The sequence below is a fragment of the Chromobacterium sp. LK1 genome, assembly GCF_001043555.1.
GTDB lineage: Bacteria > Pseudomonadota > Gammaproteobacteria > Burkholderiales > Chromobacteriaceae > Chromobacterium > Chromobacterium aquaticum.
In genome coordinates, this window is record NZ_LDUI01000010.1 from 13,709 (window position 1) to 33,140 (window position 19,432).

17 protein-coding genes are annotated in these 19,432 nt (G+C 67.4%); 15 read left to right on the forward strand and 2 right to left on the reverse strand.

Annotation, left to right across the window (positions count from 1 at the left end):
• The first annotated feature begins 8 nt into the window (after positions 1-8).
• From spaK to VI26_RS05640, 15 genes are all read left to right on the forward strand, one after another.
• The gene (gene spaK / locus VI26_RS05570; RefSeq protein WP_048408766.1) at positions 9-416 is read left to right on the forward strand and encodes an SPI-1 type III secretion system chaperone SpaK; all 408 of its coding nucleotides are present in this window, start codon (positions 9-11) and stop codon (positions 414-416) included.
• Entirely contained in the window at positions 413-1,702 is a 1,290-nt protein-coding gene (sctN, locus tag VI26_RS05575; protein ID WP_048408767.1) for a type III secretion system ATPase SctN, read from the forward strand. The genes spaK and sctN overlap by 4 nt, the downstream gene beginning before the upstream one ends.
• Positions 1,686-2,138 carry a hypothetical protein gene (locus VI26_RS05580; RefSeq protein ID WP_048408768.1) on the forward strand — a complete coding sequence of 151 codons (453 nt, stop codon included), beginning with the start codon at positions 1,686-1,688 and terminating at the stop codon, positions 2,136-2,138. The genes sctN and VI26_RS05580 overlap by 17 nt, the downstream gene beginning before the upstream one ends.
• The gene (locus VI26_RS05585) at positions 2,126-3,181 is read left to right on the forward strand and encodes a type III secretion system needle length determinant, SpaN/EivJ family (RefSeq protein WP_048408769.1); all 1,056 of its coding nucleotides are present in this window, start codon (positions 2,126-2,128) and stop codon (positions 3,179-3,181) included. Before VI26_RS05580 ends, VI26_RS05585 begins: the two co-directional genes overlap by 13 nt.
• The gene (locus VI26_RS05590; protein ID WP_053074245.1) at positions 3,181-4,074 is read left to right on the forward strand and encodes a YscQ/HrcQ family type III secretion apparatus protein; all 894 of its coding nucleotides are present in this window, start codon (positions 3,181-3,183) and stop codon (positions 4,072-4,074) included. Before VI26_RS05585 ends, VI26_RS05590 begins: the two co-directional genes overlap by 1 nt.
• A complete protein-coding gene (locus tag VI26_RS05595) occupies positions 4,064-4,723 on the forward strand; it encodes an EscR/YscR/HrcR family type III secretion system export apparatus protein (RefSeq protein WP_048408771.1) in 660 nt (219 codons plus the stop codon). Before VI26_RS05590 ends, VI26_RS05595 begins: the two co-directional genes overlap by 11 nt.
• Positions 4,724-4,856: 133 nt before the next feature.
• On the forward strand, positions 4,857-5,117 hold the full coding sequence (locus VI26_RS05600) for an EscS/YscS/HrcS family type III secretion system export apparatus protein (RefSeq protein ID WP_019104573.1): 261 nt from the start codon (positions 4,857-4,859) through the stop codon (positions 5,115-5,117).
• Positions 5,118-5,122: 5 nt separating this feature from the next.
• On the forward strand, positions 5,123-5,899 hold the full coding sequence (sctT, locus tag VI26_RS05605) for a type III secretion system export apparatus subunit SctT (RefSeq protein WP_048408772.1): 777 nt from the start codon (positions 5,123-5,125) through the stop codon (positions 5,897-5,899).
• A 1-nt stretch (position 5,900) separates the two neighbouring features.
• On the forward strand, positions 5,901-7,058 hold the full coding sequence (locus tag VI26_RS05610; protein WP_082150902.1) for an EscU/YscU/HrcU family type III secretion system export apparatus switch protein: 1,158 nt from the start codon (positions 5,901-5,903) through the stop codon (positions 7,056-7,058).
• A 269-nt stretch (positions 7,059-7,327) separates the two neighbouring features.
• Positions 7,328-7,831 (forward strand): type III secretion system translocator chaperone SicA, encoded by a 504-nt coding sequence (gene sicA / locus VI26_RS05615; protein ID WP_043640891.1) that lies wholly within the window; start codon positions 7,328-7,330, stop codon positions 7,829-7,831.
• A complete protein-coding gene (locus VI26_RS05620) occupies positions 7,828-9,573 on the forward strand; it encodes a type III secretion system needle tip complex protein (protein ID WP_048408773.1) in 1,746 nt (581 codons plus the stop codon). Before sicA ends, VI26_RS05620 begins: the two co-directional genes overlap by 4 nt.
• Before the next feature lie 16 nt (positions 9,574-9,589).
• Positions 9,590-10,846, forward strand: a complete 1,257-nt coding sequence (locus VI26_RS05625) for an IpaC/SipC family type III secretion system effector (protein WP_197081393.1) — start codon at positions 9,590-9,592, stop codon at positions 10,844-10,846.
• 140 nt (positions 10,847-10,986) lie between these two features.
• Positions 10,987-12,180, forward strand: coding sequence for a type III secretion system needle tip protein SctA (gene sctA, locus VI26_RS05630; RefSeq protein ID WP_053074246.1), 1,194 nt, complete (start codon positions 10,987-10,989; stop codon positions 12,178-12,180).
• Between the two features lie 229 nt (positions 12,181-12,409).
• The gene (locus tag VI26_RS05635; protein ID WP_048408774.1) at positions 12,410-15,577 is read left to right on the forward strand and encodes a hypothetical protein; all 3,168 of its coding nucleotides are present in this window, start codon (positions 12,410-12,412) and stop codon (positions 15,575-15,577) included.
• On the forward strand, positions 15,561-15,860 hold the full coding sequence (locus VI26_RS05640) for an acyl carrier protein (RefSeq protein ID WP_156183755.1): 300 nt from the start codon (positions 15,561-15,563) through the stop codon (positions 15,858-15,860). Before VI26_RS05635 ends, VI26_RS05640 begins: the two co-directional genes overlap by 17 nt.
• Here the strand turns inward: VI26_RS05640 and VI26_RS05645 are convergent.
• Both VI26_RS05645 and VI26_RS05650 read right to left on the reverse strand, forming a co-directional pair.
• Entirely contained in the window at positions 15,809-18,169 is a 2,361-nt protein-coding gene (locus VI26_RS05645; RefSeq protein ID WP_053074248.1) for an ATP-binding protein, read from the reverse strand. The two genes, VI26_RS05640 and VI26_RS05645, sit on opposite strands and share 52 nt — an antisense overlap.
• A 4-nt stretch (positions 18,170-18,173) precedes the next feature.
• A complete protein-coding gene (locus VI26_RS05650; protein ID WP_048408775.1) occupies positions 18,174-18,866 on the reverse strand; it encodes a response regulator transcription factor in 693 nt (230 codons plus the stop codon).
• Positions 18,867-19,432: the final 566 nt, after the last annotated feature.

Consider the following 19,432-nt stretch of genomic DNA (forward strand, 5'->3'; position numbering starts at 1 on the left):
TTCCGCCTATGTTCGCCATGGATATCGCCCAACTGGTCCGCGCCGCGCTGGAAGAGAGCGGCTGCGATCCCGCCCTGCTGGGCGACTTGGACAGCCATTCCACCATCGCGCTGGATCTGCACGATCTGCCCAGCATCCATGTCAGCGCTCAGGACGGCGAGGTGTGGCTGTGGTCGCGGCTGGCCGAGCACAACGAGGCGGTGCTGGCCCAGCGCGCCGCCGAACTGCTGCGCGAGCTGATGCAGGGCTGCCACTTCACCCGTAGCGGCCAGCTGCAGTTGGCCGCCAATGACGGCTACCTGGAACTGAAGGCGATGGTGCACCCGGACTGTCTGGCCGACGGCAAGCGCTTCTCCGAGGCCTTGAACGGCTACTTCGACGCGCTGGAGCGCTTCAGCGAGTCGCTGCTGCGATGAGGGCGCCGCGCCTGCTGCGCCGGCTGGCGTATCCGCAACGCCTGTCCGGCCCGATCCTGGAAGCCGCGCTGCCCGAGGTGGCGATAGGCGAGCTGTGCGACATCCGCCGCAGCTGGCAGGACCGCGAAGTGGTGGCCCGCGCCCAAGTGGTGGGCTTCCAGGGCGAGCGCGCGGTGCTCAGCCTGATCGGCAACGCGCGCGGCCTGTCGCGCGAGGCGCTGCTGCAGCCCACCGGCCGCGCGCTGGCCGCCTGGATAGGCGAATCGGCGCTGGGCGCGGTGCTGGACCCGTCCGGCCGCATCGTCGAGCGCTTCGCGCCCGAGGCCGGCGTCGGCGGCGAGGAACGCGGCATCGACGCCGATCCGCCGCCGTATTCGCGGCGCGTCGGCATCCGCGAGCCGCTGGCCACCGGCGTGCGCGCCATCGACGGCCTGCTGACCTGCGGCGTCGGCCAGCGCGTCGGCATCTTCGCCTCCGCCGGCTGCGGCAAGACCATGTTGATGCACATGCTGATCGAGCAGAGCGACGCCGATGTCTTCGTCGTCGGCCTGATCGGCGAGCGCGGCCGCGAAGTGACGGAGTTCGCCGAGGCGCTGCGCGCCTCGCCCAAGCGCGATCGCTGCGCGCTGGTGTTCGCCACCTCGGACTTCTCCTCGGTGGACCGCTGCAACGCGGCGCTGCTGGCCACCACGGTGGCGGAATACTTCCGCGACCAGGGCAAGAAAGTGGTGCTGTTCGTCGATTCCATGACCCGCTACGCCCGCGCGCTGCGCGACGTGGCGCTGGCCGCCGGCGAACCGCCGGCGCGGCGCGGCTATCCGGCCTCGGTGTTCGATAGCCTGCCGCGCTTGCTGGAGCGCCCCGGCGCCACCCACGGCGGCAGCATCACCGCCTTCTACACCGTGCTGCTGGAAAGCGACGACGAGCCGGACCCGATGGCGGACGAGATCCGTTCCATCCTGGACGGCCACATCTATCTGAGCCGCAAGCTGGCCGGTCAGGGCCACTACCCGGCCATCGACGTGCTCAAGAGCGCCAGCCGCGTGGCCGGCCAGGTCTGCGGCGGCGGCCATCTGCAGGCGGCCTCGGCGCTGCGCGCGCTGCTGGCGCGGCTGGAGGAACTGCAGGTGTTCATCGACCTGGGCGAATACCGCCCCGGCGAGAACGCCGACAACGACCGGGCGATGAGCGCGCGCGAGACATTGCGGCAATGGCTGCGCCAGCCGCTGGACGAGCACTCGCCGTTCGAGGTCACGCTGCGGAGCCTGGATGCGCTTACTGCCTAAGCTGGGCGCGCTGCTGCGCCGCTGTCAGGCGGCGCAGCAGCGCTGCGAGGCGGAGCTGTTGCAACTGGCGCGCCGGGACGGCGACCTCGCGGCCGAACAACAGGCGCTGGCCTTGCAGGGCCAGGGTCTGCGTCAACTGCTGCTGGCGCAGCGGCCAGCCGGGGCGATGAGCCGCGGCCAGTTGTTCGCGCTGCAACGCAAGCAGGCGGTGCTGCGTCGCCAGTTGCAGCAGCTGGATCTGCAACAGGGGCAGTTGGAGGAGCAGCGGCAAGAACTGAGCGGCCTGCGCGACGCGCAGCAGACACTGCGCCGCCAATGGCTGCGCAAGGAAGACAAGTATCAACGCTGGGCCAAGCTGCAACGCCGCCAGGAACGCATGCGGCGCTTGCGGCTGGACGAGGCCGAGCAGGAAGAGAGGACGATATGGAAGCGATGACGCCGATTCCCGCGCCGGGCGCGGACCTGCGGCCGGCGCCGGACGCCGCTGGCGACGGCGCGGCGGAAGCCTTTGCCCGCGAAGCGCAAAAGCAGCGCCAGGACGCCGCCGATCCGGACCGCGACGAGGAGGGCGAGGCCGGCGAGCACGAGCAGGACCGTTCCCGCTTGCCGGCGGCCTTGCCCTGGCAGCCGCCGCTGCCGCCGCAGTGGAGCGCGGCGCGGCTGAGCGCCGGCGGCCGCCATGCGGCGGAAGCCGCGCTATCCGCGCCGGGCAAGCGTGGCCAGACGCTTTTGGGCGACGGCGAACGGCCGGACGCCCACGGCAAGAACGCGGCGCGGCCGCAAGGCGCGCATGTCGCCGCGCTGGCGGCCGAACACGCCGCCAGCCTGGCGCCGCTGGCCGCCGCCGCGGCCAAGGTCCGCGTGGCGCCCGCTGCGGTGGCGCCGCCCAAGGCCGAACACGCGCCGCTCAAGATGGAGCAGGCGCCGGCGGTCAAGATGGAACAGGCGCAGGCCAAGGGCGAGACGCCGCCGCCGGCCGCCGCCTTGATGCCGGCGGCGCCGAAAGCGCCGCGTAGCGAGTCCGCCGCGTCGGTGGCGACGCCGATGTCCGGTCCGGCGCCGACCGCCGCGCGCGAAGGCGGCGAAGCGCGCAAGAACGAGACCGCTCCCGTCGGCGCCGTGGCCGCGCCGCCGCCGCAAGCCCAGGCGCAAGCGCTGCCGGCGCGCGAAGCCGCGCCGCCGGCGCGGCCACGCCAGGACGCGGCGCAGGCGCAGCCGGCCCCGTACGCGCCCAGCGCGCCGGAGCCGGCGCAGCCGGGCCTGACTTACCGCTTCCAGCGCTGGGGCGGCGAGCACGCGGTCAATGTGCAGAGCCAGCCCGGCGGCGTGCTCAGCCTGCAGCCCTCGGACAGCCTGGTGCAGCAGCGCTTGGGCGAGCAATGGCAGTCCGGCAACCCGCAGCAATGGCAGATGGCGCGCGACGATGGCCATGAGCAAGGCCGGCGGCAGCCGCAGCGCGATGAGGAGGAGGATGCCTGATGCTGGCGCTCAGACGGATAGACGCGCGCGAACGCGCGCTGAGCCTCGCCGCCGCCGCCTGGCGCCGGCAAGGCTGGGACGCGGCGCTGGAAACCCCGCCGCGCGACGGCCTGTGGCTGTCGGTCAGCGACGCGGACCGGCGCTGGCAGGGCTGGCTGCAGCCGCGCGCCTGGCTGGAACACGCGGCGCCGGAGTTGGCGCGGCTGGCCTTGTCGGCCGGCGTGGAGGCGCTGGCGGCGCAGTGGCTGGCGGCGGCGGAACGGCCGCTGAGCCTGCCGATGCCGGAGCTGGCTTACCAGCGCCTGCGCTTGGGCGAGGCGGGGCCGGGCGACGCCTTGCCGCGCCAGCCGCTGCTGCGGGTGATGAGCGCGGAGGGGCCGCTGTGGCTGGAGCAGACGCCGGAAGTGGACGCCGACGCGGCGCCGGAGCTGGCGGACAGGCTCAGCTGGCCGCTGCGCTTCGTCATCGGCGACAGCCGCATCAGCCTGGGCCTGCTGCGCGAGGTCGGCCGCGGCGATGTGCTGCTGATCCGCCAGCCGGCGGCGGCGGTGCGCTGCCACGATCGCGCGCTGGGCTCTTATCAATCGTACGAAGAAGGAATCGTCATGGAATGGGATGAAACGCAACAGGCGGCGGAGCCGGAAGCGCCGGCGCGCGATATGGGCCAATTGCCGGTGGAACTGGAGTTCGTGCTGCACCGCAGCCGGATGACGCTGGCGGAATTGCAGGCGCAGTGCCGGGGCCGGCTGCTGGAACTGCCGGCCGACGCCGAGCGGCGGGTGGAAGTGCGCGCCAACGGCGCCTTGCTGGGGCGCGGCGAACTGGTGCAGCTGGCCGGTCAGTTGGGGGTGGAAGTGACGGAGTGGCTGGGCGGAGCCGCCGATGTCGAATGATATCTCGCTGATCGCGCTGCTGGCCTTCGCCACGCTGCTGCCTTTCCTGATCGCTTCCGGCACCTGTTTCATCAAGTTCTCCATCGTGTTCGTGATGGTGCGCAACGCGCTGGGCCTGCAGCAGGTGCCGTCCAATATGACGCTCAACGGCATCGCGCTGATGTTGTCGATGTTCGTGATGCTGCCGATCGCGCAGCAGGCCTACAGCCATTACCAGGAAGAGCAGGTCAGTTTCAACAGCGTGGAATCGGTGAGCAACTTCGTCGAGAACGGCCTGGACGGTTATCGCGGCTATTTGCAGAAGTATTCCGATCCGGAACTGGTGAGCTTCTTCGAAAAGGCCCAGGCGCAGCGCACCGAGCGCGAAACCGGCAATGCCGAGGCCGACGAGCAGCCGTCCATCTTCGCCTTGCTGCCGGCCTACGCGCTCAGCGAGATCAAGAGCGCGTTCAAGATCGGCTTCTATCTCTACCTGCCCTTCGTGGTGGTGGACCTGGTGATCTCCAGCATCCTGCTGGCGCTGGGGATGATGATGATGAGCCCGGTGACGATCTCGGTGCCGATCAAGCTGGTGTTGTTCGTGGCGCTGGACGGCTGGACCTTGTTGTCGAAAGGGCTGGTGTTGCAGTACCTGGATTTGGCTTTGTAGGGGGCAAAACCGCCGATGCTGCGTTGCGCCTCCTTGTCGTACGACGGGTACTGCCTGCGTCGGCGCGCCTTGCCTCGGCCGCTGCGCTCGGTTTTGCTGCCGATGCCGCCCGCCTCAATTTTGGAGTTTTGCTATGAATGATCTGGTGTTCGCCGGCAACAAGGCGCTGTACCTGGTGCTGCTGATGTCGGCCTGGCCCATCATCGTCGCCACCGCCATCGGCCTGCTGGTGGGCCTGTTCCAGACCGTGACCCAGTTGCAGGAACAGACGCTGCCCTTCGGCATCAAGCTGTTCGGCGTCAGCCTGTGCCTGTTCCTGCTGTCCGGCTGGTACGGCGAGACCCTGCTCGGCTTCGGCCGGGAGGTGATGCGCATGGCGCTGGCCCGGGGCTGAGACGGATGCAGTTTGGCCTGTTCTTCGAAATCCACGGCTGGGTGGCCGCGGCCGCGCTCGGCTTCGCCCGCGTGGCGCCGGTGTTCTTCATCCTGCCCTTCCTGAACAGCAATGTGCTCAGCGGCGTGGTGCGCACCTCGGCCACCATGCTGGTGGCGCTGGGGCTGTGGCCGCATCCGGTGGAGGCGCTGCCGGCCTTCCAGGCGCTGCCCTTCCTGGCGCTGATCGCGCGCGAGGCGGCGGTGGGCCTGCTGCTGGGCTGCCTGCTGGCCTGGCCGTTCTGGGTATTCCACGCGCTGGGCAGCATCATAGACAACCAGCGCGGCGCGACGCTGAGCAGCAGCATAGACCCGGCCAACGGCGTGGATACCTCGGAGCTGGCCAATCTGTTCAATCTGTTCGCCGCCGCGGTCTATCTGCAAGGCGGCGGCATGGGCCTGATGCTGGACCTGTTCCGCCAGAGCTATCAATTGTGCGACCCCTTGGGCGTGTGCGCGCCGGCGCTGGCGCCGACGCTGAGCCTGCTCAACCAGGTGATCAGCAAGGCGGTGGTGCTGGCCAGCCCGGTGGTGGCGGCCTTGCTGCTGTCCGAGGCGGTGCTGGGCCTGCTGTCGCGCTTCGCGCCGCAGATGAACGCCTTCGCGGTGTCGCTGACGGTGAAGAGCGCGGTGGCCTTGCTGATCATGCTGATGTATTTCGGCCCGGTGCTGCCGGACACGGTGGCGCGGCTGGTGGTGCCGGCGGCGGCGCTGCCCGGCTGGCTGGGCGCGCCGGTGCGCTGAGATGTCGAACAAGACCGAACAACCGACGCGCAAGCGCCTGCAGGACGCGGCCAAGAAAGGCCAGTCCTTCAAGAGCCGCGACCTGGTGGTGGCCTGCCTGACCCTGTGCGGCGTCGCCTACCTGGTGTCCTTCGGCTCGCTGGTGGAATTGATGGGCGCTTTCCGCCAGGTGATCGCCGGCGGTTTCCAGCAGGACATGCAGGGCTATGCCCAGGCGGTGGTTTGGCTGGGCATCAAGCTCTTGCTGCCCATCTTCCTGCTCTGCATCGTCGCCTCCGCCTTGCCCTCCCTGCTGCAAAGCGGCTTCGTGCTGGCCAGCGAGGCCTTGAAGCTCAATCTGGAAGCGCTGAATCCGGTGAACGGCTTCAAGAAGCTGTTCAGCCTGCGCACGGTGAAGGAGGCGGTGAAGGCGCTGCTGTATCTGACCAGCTTCGTGGTGGCGGTGCTGGTGCTGTGGCACAAGCACAAGGCGCTGCTGTTCGCCCAGCTCAACGGCGACCCGATCGGCATGGCGGCGATCTGGCGCGAACTGCTGCTGGCCTTGGTGCTGACCTGCCTGGGCTGCATCGTGGCGGTGCTGCTGCTGGACGCGATCGCCGAGTACTTCCTGTTCATGAAGGACATGAAGATGGACAAGCAGGAGGTCAAGCGCGAGATGAAGGAGCAGGAGGGCAACCCGGAGATCAAGTCGCGCCGCCGCGAGGCGCACATGGAAATCCTGTCCGAGCAGGTGAAGTCCGACATCGAAAACTCGCGCCTGATCGTGGCCAACCCCACCCATATCGCCGTCGGCATCTATTTCAAGCCCGAGCTGCTGCCGATTCCCTTCATCTCGGTGATGGAGACCAATCAGCGCGCGCTGGCGGTGCGGGCCTACGCGGAAAAAGTGGGCGTGCCGGTGGTGCGCGACATTCCGCTGGCGCGGCGCATCTTCGCCAGCCATCGCCGCTATTCCCTGGTCAGCCTGGACGAGGTGGAGGACGTGCTGCGCTTGCTGATGTGGCTGGAGCAGGTGGAAAACGCCGGCGTGGCAGCGCCGGAGCCATCGCCGCTAGCGGCGGCGGAGCAGGGGAAGGAGGCGAACGCCGCCGGGCCTGCTGTGGATGAATCCGCCGGCACGCCCGCTTCTGTGGATAAGCGAAATGGTCAGGAGGGCTGAGCGCATCCGCGCCCTCAACGCGCGCGAGACCGTGAACTGGCGCTCGCCTGGCTAAGCCAGTCTCTTCCCTGGCCGCTGCGGTCCCAAAGCCGGCAAGACCGTATTGATCTCGCCCGGATGTCCGCCGCGTCGCCGCCATGAGCGATTCCTGAATGTTTCCCCCGGCCGCGCGCTGTTAAATGACAGCGACGACGGTCATTCCATACCCAAGACAACCGTCGTCTCTAGCCAGCTCTGCCGGGTTGGTGACAGCGACTAGGAGATGTTTGATGAACCCTGAAGACAATGTCAGCGACGACCGCTTGGCAGAGATGGTCTGGGAAGCGGTAAGCGCGGGCGCCACCCTGAAAGACGTGCACGGCATCCCGCCGGACATGATGGAGGGCCTGTACGCCCACGCTTACGATTTTTACAACAAGGGAAGGCTCGACGAAGCGGAAACCTTCTTCCGCTTTCTGTGCATCTACGACTTCTACAACCCCGATTACATCATGGGACTGGCCGCCGTGTGCCAGCTCAAGAAACAGTTCCAGAAGGCCGCCGATCTGTACGCGGTGGCCTTCGCCCTGAGCAAGAACGACTACCGGCCGGTGTTCTTCACCGGCCAGTGCCAGTTGTTCATGCGCAAGGCGGCCAAGGCCAGGCAGTGTTTCGAGCTGGTGTGCGAGCAGAGCGACGACGAGTCGCTGCGCGCCAAGGCCCAAGTGTATCTGGACAGCTTGCAGGAGACGGAGGCCGAGCAATCCCGTCAGCAGGAAAAGGAGCAAGCATGAGCGGTAACACTATCGGTCAAGGCTTCAATCTTGGCAGTGCCGAGCTGGCGAAAGCGCTATCGGGCAACACCCAGGCGAGCGAGAAATTCGTCGACGCCGCGCAGAAGTCGGCGCAAGCGCTGTTCACGCTGCGCGTCAGCGACGCCGCCGGCGCCGCCAAGCCGCGCAGCGACTTGAACACGCCGCCGCTGACCCAGCCCACGGCCAAGGCCAAGGAAGAGCTGGACGGCGCGGGCAAGCTGACGCTGCTGCTGGGACAGTTGATGTCCTTGCTGGGCAATGTCTCGCTGTCGCAGCTGGAAAGCCGCATCGCCACCTGGCGCGCGATGATGGAAGCGCAAGTGGCGATGGGCGAGAAACTGTCCAAAGAGTTCCAGGACGCGTTCAAGGCGGCGAGCGAAGCCACCGAGGCGCTGAAAGACGCGGTGGGCAACTACGACAGCGCCAAACAGGCCGCGGACGCCGCCCAGAAGAAAGCCGACGCGGCGCTGGCCAAGTTGAACGGCATGTCGCCGGACGATCCGGGCTACGCCGACGCCCAGGCCGCCAGCCAGCAGGCCTCCAGCGAAGCCGTGCAAGCCAAGCAGAAAGCCGACAAGGCGTTCGACGTGGCGGAGAAGGCCCGCGTGGTGGCGGTGGAAAAGGGCAAGATCGCCGATGACCTGGCCGGCAAGGTGCAGGGCGCCAATGTGGGCGGCGATGTCGCGCGCAAAACCGGCGAGGACAACCTGTCCAACGTGGCCAAGCTAACCATGTTGATGGCGATGTTCGTCGAGCTGGTGGGCAAGAACAGCGAAGAAAGCCTGAAAAACGATCTGGCATTGTTCCAGGCCTTGCAGGAAGGCCGCCAGAAGGAAATGGACAAAAAATCCGCCGAGTACCAGGAAGAAGTGCGCAAGGCGGAAGAACTCAATCGCACCATGGGGTGCATTGGCAAGATTCTAGGCGCGGTGCTGACGGTGGTCAGCGTCGTGGCCGCAGCATTCACCGGCGGCGCCAGCCTGGCGCTGGCCGCGGTGGGCGTCGCGCTGATGGTGGCGGACGAGGTGGTCAAGGCCACCACCGGGGTGTCCTTCATGGAGGAGGCGTTGAAGCCCTTGATGGACAAGGTGCTCAAACCCTTGATGGACCTGATAGGCAAGGCCATTACCAAGGCGCTGGAAAGCATGGGGGTGGACAAGAAGACCGCCGAGCTGGCCGGCTCCATCATCGGCGCGGTGCTGGCCGCGGTGGCCATGGTCGCGGTGATGGTGGTGGTGGCCGTGGTGGGCAAGGGCGCCGCCAGCAAGCTGGGCGGCGCGCTCAGCAAGCTGATGGGCGACGCCATCAAGAAGATGGTGCCCAATGTGCTGAAGGAACTGGCCAAGAACGGCAGCAAGATGTTGACCCAGGGCTTCCAGCGCCTGGCCAACAGCCTGGGCCTGCGCACCGACGCCGCCTCCAAGCAACTGATGGCCAACACCCTCAACCGCGTGGTGGTGGGCGGGGAAGTGGCGCAAGCCACCACCCAGGCCGGCGGCAATGTGGCGCAAGGCGTGTTCATGAAGAACGCCAGCGACGCGCTGGCCGACTTCACCCTGGCGCGCGCCGCGATGGATCAGATCGAGCAATGGCTGAAGCAGGCGGTGGAAGCCTTCGCCAACACCCAGAAAATCACTCAGGAACTGACCACGATGATGTCTTCCGCGCTGCAGCAGAATGCCGAGGCCGGCCGTTTCGTGTTGCGTCAGAGCCACGCTTGAGTCAGGAGAAAATAGCATGCTGAACACTATCAACACCTCGTCCCTCCACACGCTGTTACCCGCCACGACGGAATCCGGCGCGGCCGAGAAATCGCTGGCGGCCAAGTCGCTGGTGGACATCAAGGACATCCTGCCCATCCTGAACAGCGCCGGCCGCGACGGCAAGGCGCTGGCCGAGGCGATGAGCGGCCCGCAACTGCGCCCGCCGTCCGCCGAGGTGAGCAAGCAGGTGACCGACGGCCTGAAGGCCTATCTGAGCGAAAAAGCCAAGGACCCGGAATTTGTCCAGGACCTGGGCGCGGTGTATCAGAAGGTCGAGTCCGGCGTCAGCAAGCTGATGAACGACAAGGTCAAGGAACAGGCCGAACAGGGTAAATCCTTCGATATCAGCGGCATGGCGCCCAGCGGCGTGGCGCTGCTGGTGGCCGCCATCGTCTTGATGTCGGCGCTGCGCACCGCCGATAACGCCTTGAGCACCAAGTTGTCGCTGGTCAGCTTCGACGCCACCAAGGCCACCGCCGCCTCCATGGTGCGCGAAGGCATCGCCAACCTGTCCAGCAGCATCGCCCAGGGCGTGGGCCAGATGGCGATTACCGGCGTCGGCGCCAAGAAGAGCCTGAGCGGCATCAACGCCGAACGCGGCGCATTGAAGAACAACGCGCCCAAGCTGGCCAAGGCCGGCGACGAGAGTCGCAACATCCAGACCACGCTGAACCGACAGAACTCGGTCAAGCTGGGCGCGGAACCGGACAGCCTGAAGCACGTGGGTCTGAAGTCGCAGCCAGGCGCGGCCAAGCTGGGCGCTGGCGAGCCGGGCACGCAGTCCAACGCCGCAGGCAGCGTGGCGGACGGCATGGCTGGCGACAAGATCGGTTTGAAGTCCAGCAACCAGAACCTGGGCAAGCCGCATGAAGCCGCATTGGGCAGCGCTGGCGAGGACTTGCCGGTGAAGAGCCAGATCGAGCAGCAAACGATGGACGACACCAAGCTCAAGGCTCAGGCCAAGCAAACCACCGGCAAGGCGATCATGGACAGCTCGTCCGCGGCCAGCAATATCGCCGGCGGCTCCGGTCGCTACGCTTCCACGCTGGAGCAGTCCGAGCAGCAGATCAGCCAGGCTTCCAGCCGCGTGGCCAATACCGCCTCCGAGGAAACCCGCGAGAGCAGCCGCAAATCCGACAGCTTCATCCAGGAGCTGCTGCGCACCTTGGACAGCATCAGCCAATCCAAGAGCGCGGCCATGGGCGCGGTGGCCGGCAACATCCGCGCCTGATCCGCTAGCCCGCAACCGGACCGGGCCGTCCCAGGCTTCGTCCGCCGGCCCGGCCTTCCCGGTCGGGCCGGCCTTGCACACCATTCATCCCGCCAGCGCCTGGGCGTCTGTCTCGGCGCTGGCCAAGCAGGGGAATCCCCATGAACGGCATTCAAACCACATCCTCCTTGCCGCTGACGCGGCCGCAAACGATGGAAACCCCGGCCGCCGCGCCGCGCGCCGATGTCGCCGGCCAGGCTGTCGCAACCCGCGCCGCCGCGCCGCAAGGGCCGGAGCTGTTCGCGCTCAATACCGCTCAGAACAAGGCCGACGCGCTGCGCCAGGCCAACGAGGCCGCTCGCCGCAGCGTCGAAGGGCAGACCGCCTATGAAAGCAAGCTGGCGGATCAGCGCTGGCAGGCGGCGATTGCCGGCGGCGAGCCGCCGCCGGCCGAGCGCGTGGCATTCCAGCGCGGCGCGCTGACGCGGGGGCTGGACCAGGCCCGCGACATGCAGACGCTGAATACTCAGCAACTCAAAAGCGGTCTGGGCGCTTTGGCGCAAAGCGGCTACGTGATGTCCGCCGAGCAACAGTCCAAGCTGCAGGCGGATATCGCCGAGGTGTTCGCCGACGCTCCGCCCACGGCGCGGGAATTTGCCGCGCCGATGTTGTACACGGCGCCGGCGCCGGGCGCGGCCAAGGACATGATCTCCGACCGCGAACTGTGGGAAATGATCAGCAAGGCCATCGGCGACATCAAGGACGGCTACCTGGGCGTGTACGAAAACGTGGTGGCCCAGTACACCGAGTTCTACAAGGCGTTCAGCGACATCCTGTCGCAGATGGCGAACTGGATCAAACCCGGCGGCGACGGCAACAAGGTCAAGCTGGACGTCGATGCGCTCAAGGCCGCGCTGCAAAAGCTGAAATCGGATTTCTCCCTGCCCAACAAGGCGGCGGTGCTCTTCCCCTCGCAGGATAAGTCGACGGATCCGATCAAGGGCGGCAGCGAAGAGGACGCCAGGAAGTGGGCCAAGGAGATGGGCTTGCCGGATTCCTGCGTGCAGAAGTCGGCGGACGGCAAATGGGTGGTGGTGATCGACATGACGCCGGTCGACACCATGATCCGCGATGTCGGCGCCTTGGGTAGCGGCTCGGCGGTGGAAATGGACAACGCCAAATTCCAGGCCTGGCAGTCCGGTTTCAAGGCGCAGGAAGAAAACCTGAAAAACACCCTGCAGACGCTGACCCAGAAATACAGCAACGCCAACTCGCTGTACGACAACCTGGTCAAGGTGCTCAGCAGCACCATCAGCAGCTGCACCGAAACCGCCAAGTCCTTCCTGCAAGGCTAAGCAGGCGGTTTGACGCCTGGGGCCGGGCGGGCGGCCGCCCCTGGCCCCAGCTTGTCGTCAACCGTCATCAACATTTCAGAACCTGTTCACGAACCGCTGCGCGGTGGCGATACGGTGTTAAAACAAGCTCAAAATGCTCATGTACCACTCGTACATTCCGCTTTTTCGCTGGTTTTGCCTTGTCTCGCTCTTGCCCGCAAAATCCTGAGCAGGCTCTTAGGAGATCATCATGCCGGGACTTTCCGGATTATCACGCGCCCATTCCTGCCCGGACCTGTCCGCGCTGTTGAATGGACCGGCGCGACCGGCCAGCGCCTTGGCGCGGCGGTTGAGCGAGGCGCGCAGCAGCGACGCGGCGCCGCCGCGTCGCCACTCGCTGGCCGATCTGGCCAGCTACAAGGCCGACTACAGCCGCGACAGCGTGGCGGCATTGTTCGCCGCCTCGTCGCAGTCCCAGCGTCTGGGCGAGCTGTATCAGGATTCGCCCAACCGCTACGCCAAGCTGGAAATCGCCGAGTTCGCCAAGGTTTACAGTCAGTTGAGCCGGCAGGAGGGCCTGAGCGAACAGGCGCGCCAGGCGCTGGACGGGCTGGCGCAGCAGTACACCGACAAGATCTTGAAGGACGGCCTGGGCGAAAAATCCGCTTTTGGCCCGTGGACGCCGAGAACCGACAAGCAGTATCAGCAGCGCAGCAAGCTGGAGCACAAGCTGGCCGTCATGATGGAGCGGCAATGTCCAGGCGGCGTGTTGCAGCTGGGCAATGACTTCATGCGCCGCGAGGTGGTGCCTTTCATCCTGTCCCGCGTCGAGTCCCACTTGGGGCGTCAGCTGGACGAGAGCACCTGTCAGCGCCTAACCGAACTGGTGGACAGCGCGGCGATGAAGGCGTTTGAAGAACTGCGGCTGCGGCGCGGGGAGTTGATAGAGCAGCGCGGCGTCAGCGTGGGCACGCTGGCGCGCGACCTCGATACCGTCGCCATCCTGCCGCAATTGCTGCGCAGCCTGCTGGAGGGGTTGGGCCAGGGCCCGAAAGACCCGCAACAGCCGGAGCCGGTCCGCGCCGATCAGCCCGATCCCGGTCCGGGCCCTCGGCCTAGCCCCGGCCCGGCGGATCCGGGCGAAACGCCGCGGCCGCAGGAGGTGCATTACCACTTCAACTTTAACGACAACAGCCAGGACAACCGTCAGGACAACCGGCGTTGGAACAAGCGCGGCGACACCTATCTGGGCGATGTGCACAAGGGCAACCGCCATCACGGCGGAGCGCCTTCGCGCCTGGTGACGTCCTTGCGCATGCCGGCGCCGCAAATCGCCCGCAGCCAGGACTTGCCCACGCCGCAGCAGGCTACCGTCTCTGAGACGCGCCATCCCTTGCTGGACGCGGCCAGCCAGGTGACCGGCGCCTTGTCCGAGCTGATGAACACGGCCTTGGGCGAGGACACGCTGACGGCGCCCATTCCCGGCGCGGCGCAAGCGGGCAAGCTGGACGCGACCGCGCGCCAGGCGCGGCTGGATGCGATGGCGCAGCCGCAAACCGCGACCCTAGGCGGCGCGCCTTCCGGCGTGGAGCAGGGCACGCAGACCGATGCCGGCCAAGCCTTGCGGCACGCGGCCAGCCAGGTGACGGGCGCCTTGTCCGAACTGATGAACACGGCCTTGGGCGAGGACACGCTGGCGACGCCCATTCCCGGCGCGGCGCAAGCGGGCAAGCTGGACGCGACCGCGCGCCAGGCGCGGCTGGATGCGATGGCGCAGCCGCAGACCGCGATCCTGGGCGGCGCGCCTTCCGGCGTGGAACAGGGCACGCAGACCGATGCCGGCCAAGCCTTGCGGCACGCGGCCAGCCAGGTGACGGGCGCCTTGTCCGAACTGATGAACACGGCCTTGGGCGAGGACACGCTGGCGGCGCCCATTCCCGGCGCGGCGCAAGCGGGCAAACTGGACGCAACCGCGCGCCAGGCGCGGCTCGACGCGACAGCGCAGCCGCAAACCGCCAGCCTGGGCGGGGAGTTCTCCGGGCTGTCCTTCCGCGGCGGCCCGCTGCGCAATCTGCCCAGCCAAGCCTATCTGCGCAGCCAGATTTTTCATTCGACGCTGGATGGCCACGCCGCCGGCCGGGAGCTGATCAAGGCGCTGCGCGACGCGCTGGAGCCCGACGCGGCGCAGCCCTTCGCGCAACGGCGCGAGTTCGAAGCCTTGCGCAACCGGATGTTGCCCAGCGGCCGCATGCAGCAAGACGATTTGCTGCGGCAATTCGCCGATGGCGCGCCGGAAGCGCTGGCGGCCGACGCGCGCCGGCTGGGTGGCGTGTTGGCCGAACATCCCGGCCTGGAGCGGCAGCGTCAGGCGCTGGGCGGTTTTGCGCAAACCCTGATTCGGGAAACCAATCTGGTGCCGCCGGGCGGGCGGGTCAATCCCTTGCTGGGCGAATTCCTGAACGGTTTGGGCCTGCAAGCGCGCAACGCGCCAGCGGCGGATGTCGGCGCTCGCCTGCATCAGGCCGCGCGCGAGGTGGCCGACGGCTTGTCCCATGTGCTGGACACCGCGGCTGGCCGGCGCGTGGAAGGCGAGTTGCGGGCCGAACGCATCGACATCCAGCAAGCGGCCAGCACGCCGCTGGACCAAGCGGTTCGCTTGTCGGCCGGAGACGCGCCGGCCGCCGGTGCCGGCTCGAGTCTGCATCAGGCCGCGCGCCAGGTGGCGGACGGCTTGTCCCAAGTCTTGAACGCCGCCGCCGGCCAGAGCGCGGCCGGCGAACCGGAGGCCAATGGACAAGCGTCTCAGCCTGGCCGCGCGCCGACGGCGGACGCCGCGGCGCCGACGGCAGAACGAGACGGTGGCGGCTTCGACGGGCTCAAGTTCCGCGACGGCAATCTGTACACGTTGCCAACCCAGGCTTATCTGCGCAGCCGCGCCTTCGCCTTGGACGCCGGCAGCGAGCTGATCCGCGCGGTGCGCGGCGCCCTGGAACCCGACGCGACGCAGCCCTTCGCGCAAAGGCGCGAGTTTGAAGCGTTGCGCAACCGCGTGTTACCGGGCAACAGCACCCAGCAAAGCGGGGTGTTGAAGGACTTTGCCGATGGCAAGGCGGGCGCGCTGGGCGACGACGCCGCGCAACTGCGGCAAGTGTTGGCCGAGCATCCGGGCTTGGAGCGGCAGCGCCAGGCGCTGGGCAGTTTTGCGCGCACCTTGATCCGCGAGGCTAATCTATTGCCGCGCGGCAAGCCGGCCAATCCGCTGGTGGTGGAACTGCTGAGCGGGCTGGGCCTGGACGCCGCCGCCGAATCACGGCGCGGCGAAGCCTTGAGCTCGCCTTCCGGGGTCACCCTGACCACCGACGGCCTGCATCTAGACCCCAACCGCATCCGGGAGCGCAACCGTGGCAGTCAGTCTTGAGCAACAAGTGGTGGCGGTGATGGCCTGCTGTCTGTCGGTGGAAGAAGCCAAGCTGCAACCGCAGGCGCGGCTGGTGGACGAGTTGTACGCGGACTCGATGGAGCTGCTGGACATGGTGCTGTTGCTGAACGATGAGTTCGGCATCGAGATTGGCGTCGACGACATCGTCGACATCAAGACCGTGGCCCATGTCTGTCAGGTGGTGGAACGGCGGCTGGCCGAACGCGTGGCTCAGCTGTCGCCGCTCGGCTCCGCTTGCGGCAGCGCCGCTTCCAGCGCCTGAAGCAGCGCTTGCAGCCGGGCCGCGTCCGGCTGCGCCTGGCGCAATAGGGTCTGCATCTCCGCCGCCAGCGCCGGCAGCCGCGGCAGGCCGGCGCTGAGCGCCACGCCGTGCAGGCGGTGCGCGTAATGCTCCGCCTGCGGCCAGTCCCGCGCCTGCAGCGCCTGGCGCAGCGCGGCGGCGTCGGCGTCGCAGCTGTGGCTCAGCAACTGGGCCAACGCGTCGTCAGGCACCGTCGCCGGCTGCGGAGCCGGGTGGTGGTCCAGCCACAAGCTCATCATCTGTTCCAGCTGCGCCAGCCGCAGCGGCTTGGTCAGGCAGCTGTCTATGCCGCTGTCCAGGCAGCGCTGCTGGTGTTCGATGCCGGTGGTGGCCGAGATGGCGATGATGGGCAAGTGGGGCTGCCACTGCAAGGCCGGGTGGCGGCGCAGCCGCAGCGCCAGCTGGTAGCCGCTGATGCCGGGCAGATTGCAATCCAGCAGCGCCATGGCGAAGCGTTGGCCCTGGTCCAGCAGCGCCAGCGCGGCGGCGCCGTTTTCCACCGTCACCGCGCGGTAGCCCAGCTGCAATAGCTGCTGGGCGATGATGAAGCGATTGGCCGGCTGGTCCTCCACCACCAGGATGGGGTCGCAGTCCTCATGGATCGCCGCCGGCGCGCTGGCGGCGTCCGGTTCCGCTTGCGCCGCGGCCACGGCCGGCACATGGCGCACCGGCAGCCACAAGGTCACCGTGGTGCCGCGTTGCGGCAGGCTGGTCAGCGCGATGCGGCCGCCCATCAACTCCACCAATTGCCGGCAGATCAACAAGCCCAGCCCGGCGCCGCCGTAGCGGCGCTGGGTATCGTCCGCCTGCGCGTATTCCTGGAACAGCTTGGCCTGCTGCTCCGGCGCGATGCCGATGCCGGTGTCGCTGACCTGCACGCGCAATTGCGCGCTGTCCTGCTCGATGTCTTGCAATTCCAGATTCAAACGCACCGTGCCGTGGCGGGTGAACTTGACCGCGTTGCTGAGCAGATTGCTCAGGATCTGGCGCAGGCGCACCGGGTCCACCACCAGCAGACGGCGGCACAGCTCCTTCATTTCCAGTTGCAGCGTCAGGCCTTTTTTTTCCGCGCAGGCGCGGTAGATCGCCGCCACGCCGCTGGCCAGCCCGGCCGCGTCGGTGGCCAGCGGTTCCAGCCGCAGCCGCTGGGCGTTGAGCTTGGACACGTCCAGCACATTGTCCAGCAGCTCCAGCAAATTCACCGCCGAGGCATTGGCCAGCGCCGCCAGCTCGCGCTCGCGCGGCGGCAGCTCGGCCTGGCGCAGCAGCTCCACCGAGGCCAGCACCGCGTTCATCGGCGTGCGGATCTCATGGCTCATCACCGCCAGAAAAGTGGATTTTTGCGCCTCGCTGCGCTGGGCGGCGCGGCGCGCGGTGTGGGCGCGCTGGGCAAAAATCAATAGCAGCAACAGCGCCAGCGCGGCCAGGCTCGATTCCAGCGCGTAATAGCGGGCGATGGAGCGCCAGGACGGCGCGCCGTAGTCGGTGGTCTGCAGCCAGCCTTCCAGTATCTGCTGGGTATCGTCCGCGGTCAGCTGCGCCAGCGAGCCATTGATGATGGACAGCAGCCGCGGCTGGTTCTTGTTCACCGCCATCGACACCAGCCTGGGCATTTCGCTGACGCTGCCGGCGATGCGCAGCGTGCCGTAATAGCGGCGGCGAATCACCGACTGCATCACCGCGTCCAGCCCCACCGCCGCGTAGGCCTTGCCGTCGGCCACCGCGTCCAGCGCCGCCAGCGGCGTGGGCGTCGCCACGATGTCGACGGCGGGGAAGTTCTCGCGCAGAAAGTATTCGTAGGGGTCGCCGCTTTCCACCGCGATGGTCTTGTCGGCCAGCTTGGCGGTGCTGAACACGATGGGCTTGTCCGGCTGGGTGACCAGCACGGTGCTGCCGGAGAAATAGGGATCGCTGAAGCGGATGCGCCGGCTCACCTCGGGCGGGATCAGGCCGGAGGACAGCGCGGTGAGCAGATCGATGCGGCCGTTGAGCATCATGTCCACCGCCTGCTGGCGGTTGGCCACCGGCACCAGTTCGAAGCGCAGGCCGCTGATCTCGGAAATGCGGCGCAGATAGGCCTGGGTCAGGCCGCGGTGCTCGCCGTCCTCCATGTATTCGATCGGCCAGCCGTGCGGGTCTATCGCGTAGCGCACCACCGGGTGTTTGGCCAGCCAGGCGCGTTCCGCCGCGCTGAAGCCGGCGTGGCCGTGGCCTGACAGCAGGCTCAGCGCCAGGAACAGGCAGCAGGGCAGCAAGGGGCGCGCGCGCATGGCGTCAGGGATTGACCAGCCGGTTTTGCAGCTTGAACAACTCGTTGTCGCTGCGCAGGCCCAGTTTTTTCAGCGCCGACTGCTTCTGATTGCTGATGGTCTTGATGCTGCGCGAGAACTTGACGGCGATGTCGCTGACCGTCATGCCGTCCAGACAGCAGCGCAGCACCTCGCGTTCGCGCGGCGACAACTCCGGGAGGTCCAGCAGGCTGCGCAGCATCGCCTTCTGCGGCGCCGGTAGATTGGCGCAGGTTTCGTCCAGCGCCGCGCTCATGTCCGGGCTCAGATAGCTATGGCCGTCGGCCAGCAGGCGGATGGCGGCGGCCAGTTCGTCCAGGCTCTGCTCCTTGCCGATGAAGCCGTGCGCGCCGCAACGCAGCGCCAGCGCCACCGTGGCCGGGGTGTAATAGGCCGACATCACCAGGATGCGCACCTTGGCGAAGCGCCGGCGCAAGCCGCGGATCAGGCTGAAGCCGTCGATGTCGCCTGGGCTGAGCGCGTAGTCGGTGACCACCACGTCCACCTCGTCGCGCTGCGCCAGATGCTGGATCAGCGGCGCGCTGCTGCTGAACTGTCCGGTCACGTGCAAGTCGGTTTCATCGGCCAGCAGGCCGGCCAGGCTGTTCAGCACCATCAGGTGATCATCCAGCAAGGCGATTTGTATCGGCTGGCTCCGCAATGATTTGGCATCAGGCATATGAGTGTCCCAACAGATGGCGGCGCGGCTGCGCCTTGCGCCATGGTTATGTCTCTGAACCTGTGTACGCTGTTGCGCGGGCGGCGGCTCCGGTTTCGCTCCGGCATCAGGCTTGGTATAGGCCATTACGCAAAGTTTTGGCGGCAGGGAACGCTTGCGCCGCCGGTTTGGCCGGCCGAGGAAACGGAGGGTGGAATGGCGGGACGGGCCAGGCCTGCGGCGGGGCCGGAGGCGAAAGCGCGCGCATTCGTGATCTCGTTCCCCGGATTGTTAAAGACAGCCAGCAGGCCATTATTCCGTGCCGGCCGCGCCTTGTGAAGCGATTTCAGCGGCGGATGAGGATGCTTAGCGCGCTGGCATGAGGCCGGCGGCGAGGTGTCGCCGCCGGCGCGGAGGAGTGAAGCCGTTCTTGGAGCCGGCTCAATGCCTGGCGAGCGAGGGCGAGACCAGGCGAGAACCAGAGAAAATGCGGAATCTACACGCGGTACATGAGCATCTTGAGCTCGGTTTCAACGCCCATTTCTATCCATCCCGCCGACGCGCAGTAGATCGTAAACAGGTTCTTA

Excerpts from the sequence above, each read along its gene's own strand:
- spaK (WP_048408766.1), top strand. The coding sequence starts at position 9 with ATGTTCGCCATGGATATCGCCCAACTGGTCCGCGCCGCGCTGGAAGAG.
- sctN (WP_048408767.1), top strand. The coding sequence starts at position 413 with ATGAGGGCGCCGCGCCTGCTGCGCCGGCTGGCGTATCCGCAACGCCTG.
- VI26_RS05580 (WP_048408768.1), top strand. The coding sequence starts at position 1,686 with ATGCGCTTACTGCCTAAGCTGGGCGCGCTGCTGCGCCGCTGTCAGGCG.
- VI26_RS05585 (WP_048408769.1), top strand. The coding sequence starts at position 2,126 with ATGGAAGCGATGACGCCGATTCCCGCGCCGGGCGCGGACCTGCGGCCG.
- VI26_RS05590 (WP_053074245.1), top strand. The coding sequence starts at position 3,181 with ATGCTGGCGCTCAGACGGATAGACGCGCGCGAACGCGCGCTGAGCCTC.
- VI26_RS05595 (WP_048408771.1), top strand. The coding sequence starts at position 4,064 with ATGTCGAATGATATCTCGCTGATCGCGCTGCTGGCCTTCGCCACGCTG.
- VI26_RS05600 (WP_019104573.1), top strand. The coding sequence starts at position 4,857 with ATGAATGATCTGGTGTTCGCCGGCAACAAGGCGCTGTACCTGGTGCTG.
- sctT (WP_048408772.1), top strand. The coding sequence starts at position 5,123 with ATGCAGTTTGGCCTGTTCTTCGAAATCCACGGCTGGGTGGCCGCGGCC.
- VI26_RS05610 (WP_082150902.1), top strand. The coding sequence starts at position 5,901 with ATGTCGAACAAGACCGAACAACCGACGCGCAAGCGCCTGCAGGACGCG.
- sicA (WP_043640891.1), top strand. The coding sequence starts at position 7,328 with ATGAACCCTGAAGACAATGTCAGCGACGACCGCTTGGCAGAGATGGTC.
- VI26_RS05620 (WP_048408773.1), top strand. The coding sequence starts at position 7,828 with ATGAGCGGTAACACTATCGGTCAAGGCTTCAATCTTGGCAGTGCCGAG.
- VI26_RS05625 (WP_197081393.1), top strand. The coding sequence starts at position 9,590 with ATGCTGAACACTATCAACACCTCGTCCCTCCACACGCTGTTACCCGCC.
- sctA (WP_053074246.1), top strand. The coding sequence starts at position 10,987 with ATGAACGGCATTCAAACCACATCCTCCTTGCCGCTGACGCGGCCGCAA.
- VI26_RS05635 (WP_048408774.1), top strand. The coding sequence starts at position 12,410 with ATGCCGGGACTTTCCGGATTATCACGCGCCCATTCCTGCCCGGACCTG.
- VI26_RS05645 (WP_053074248.1), bottom strand. The coding sequence starts at position 18,169 with ATGCGCGCGCGCCCCTTGCTGCCCTGCTGCCTGTTCCTGGCGCTGAGC.
- VI26_RS05650 (WP_048408775.1), bottom strand. The coding sequence starts at position 18,866 with ATGCCTGATGCCAAATCATTGCGGAGCCAGCCGATACAAATCGCCTTG.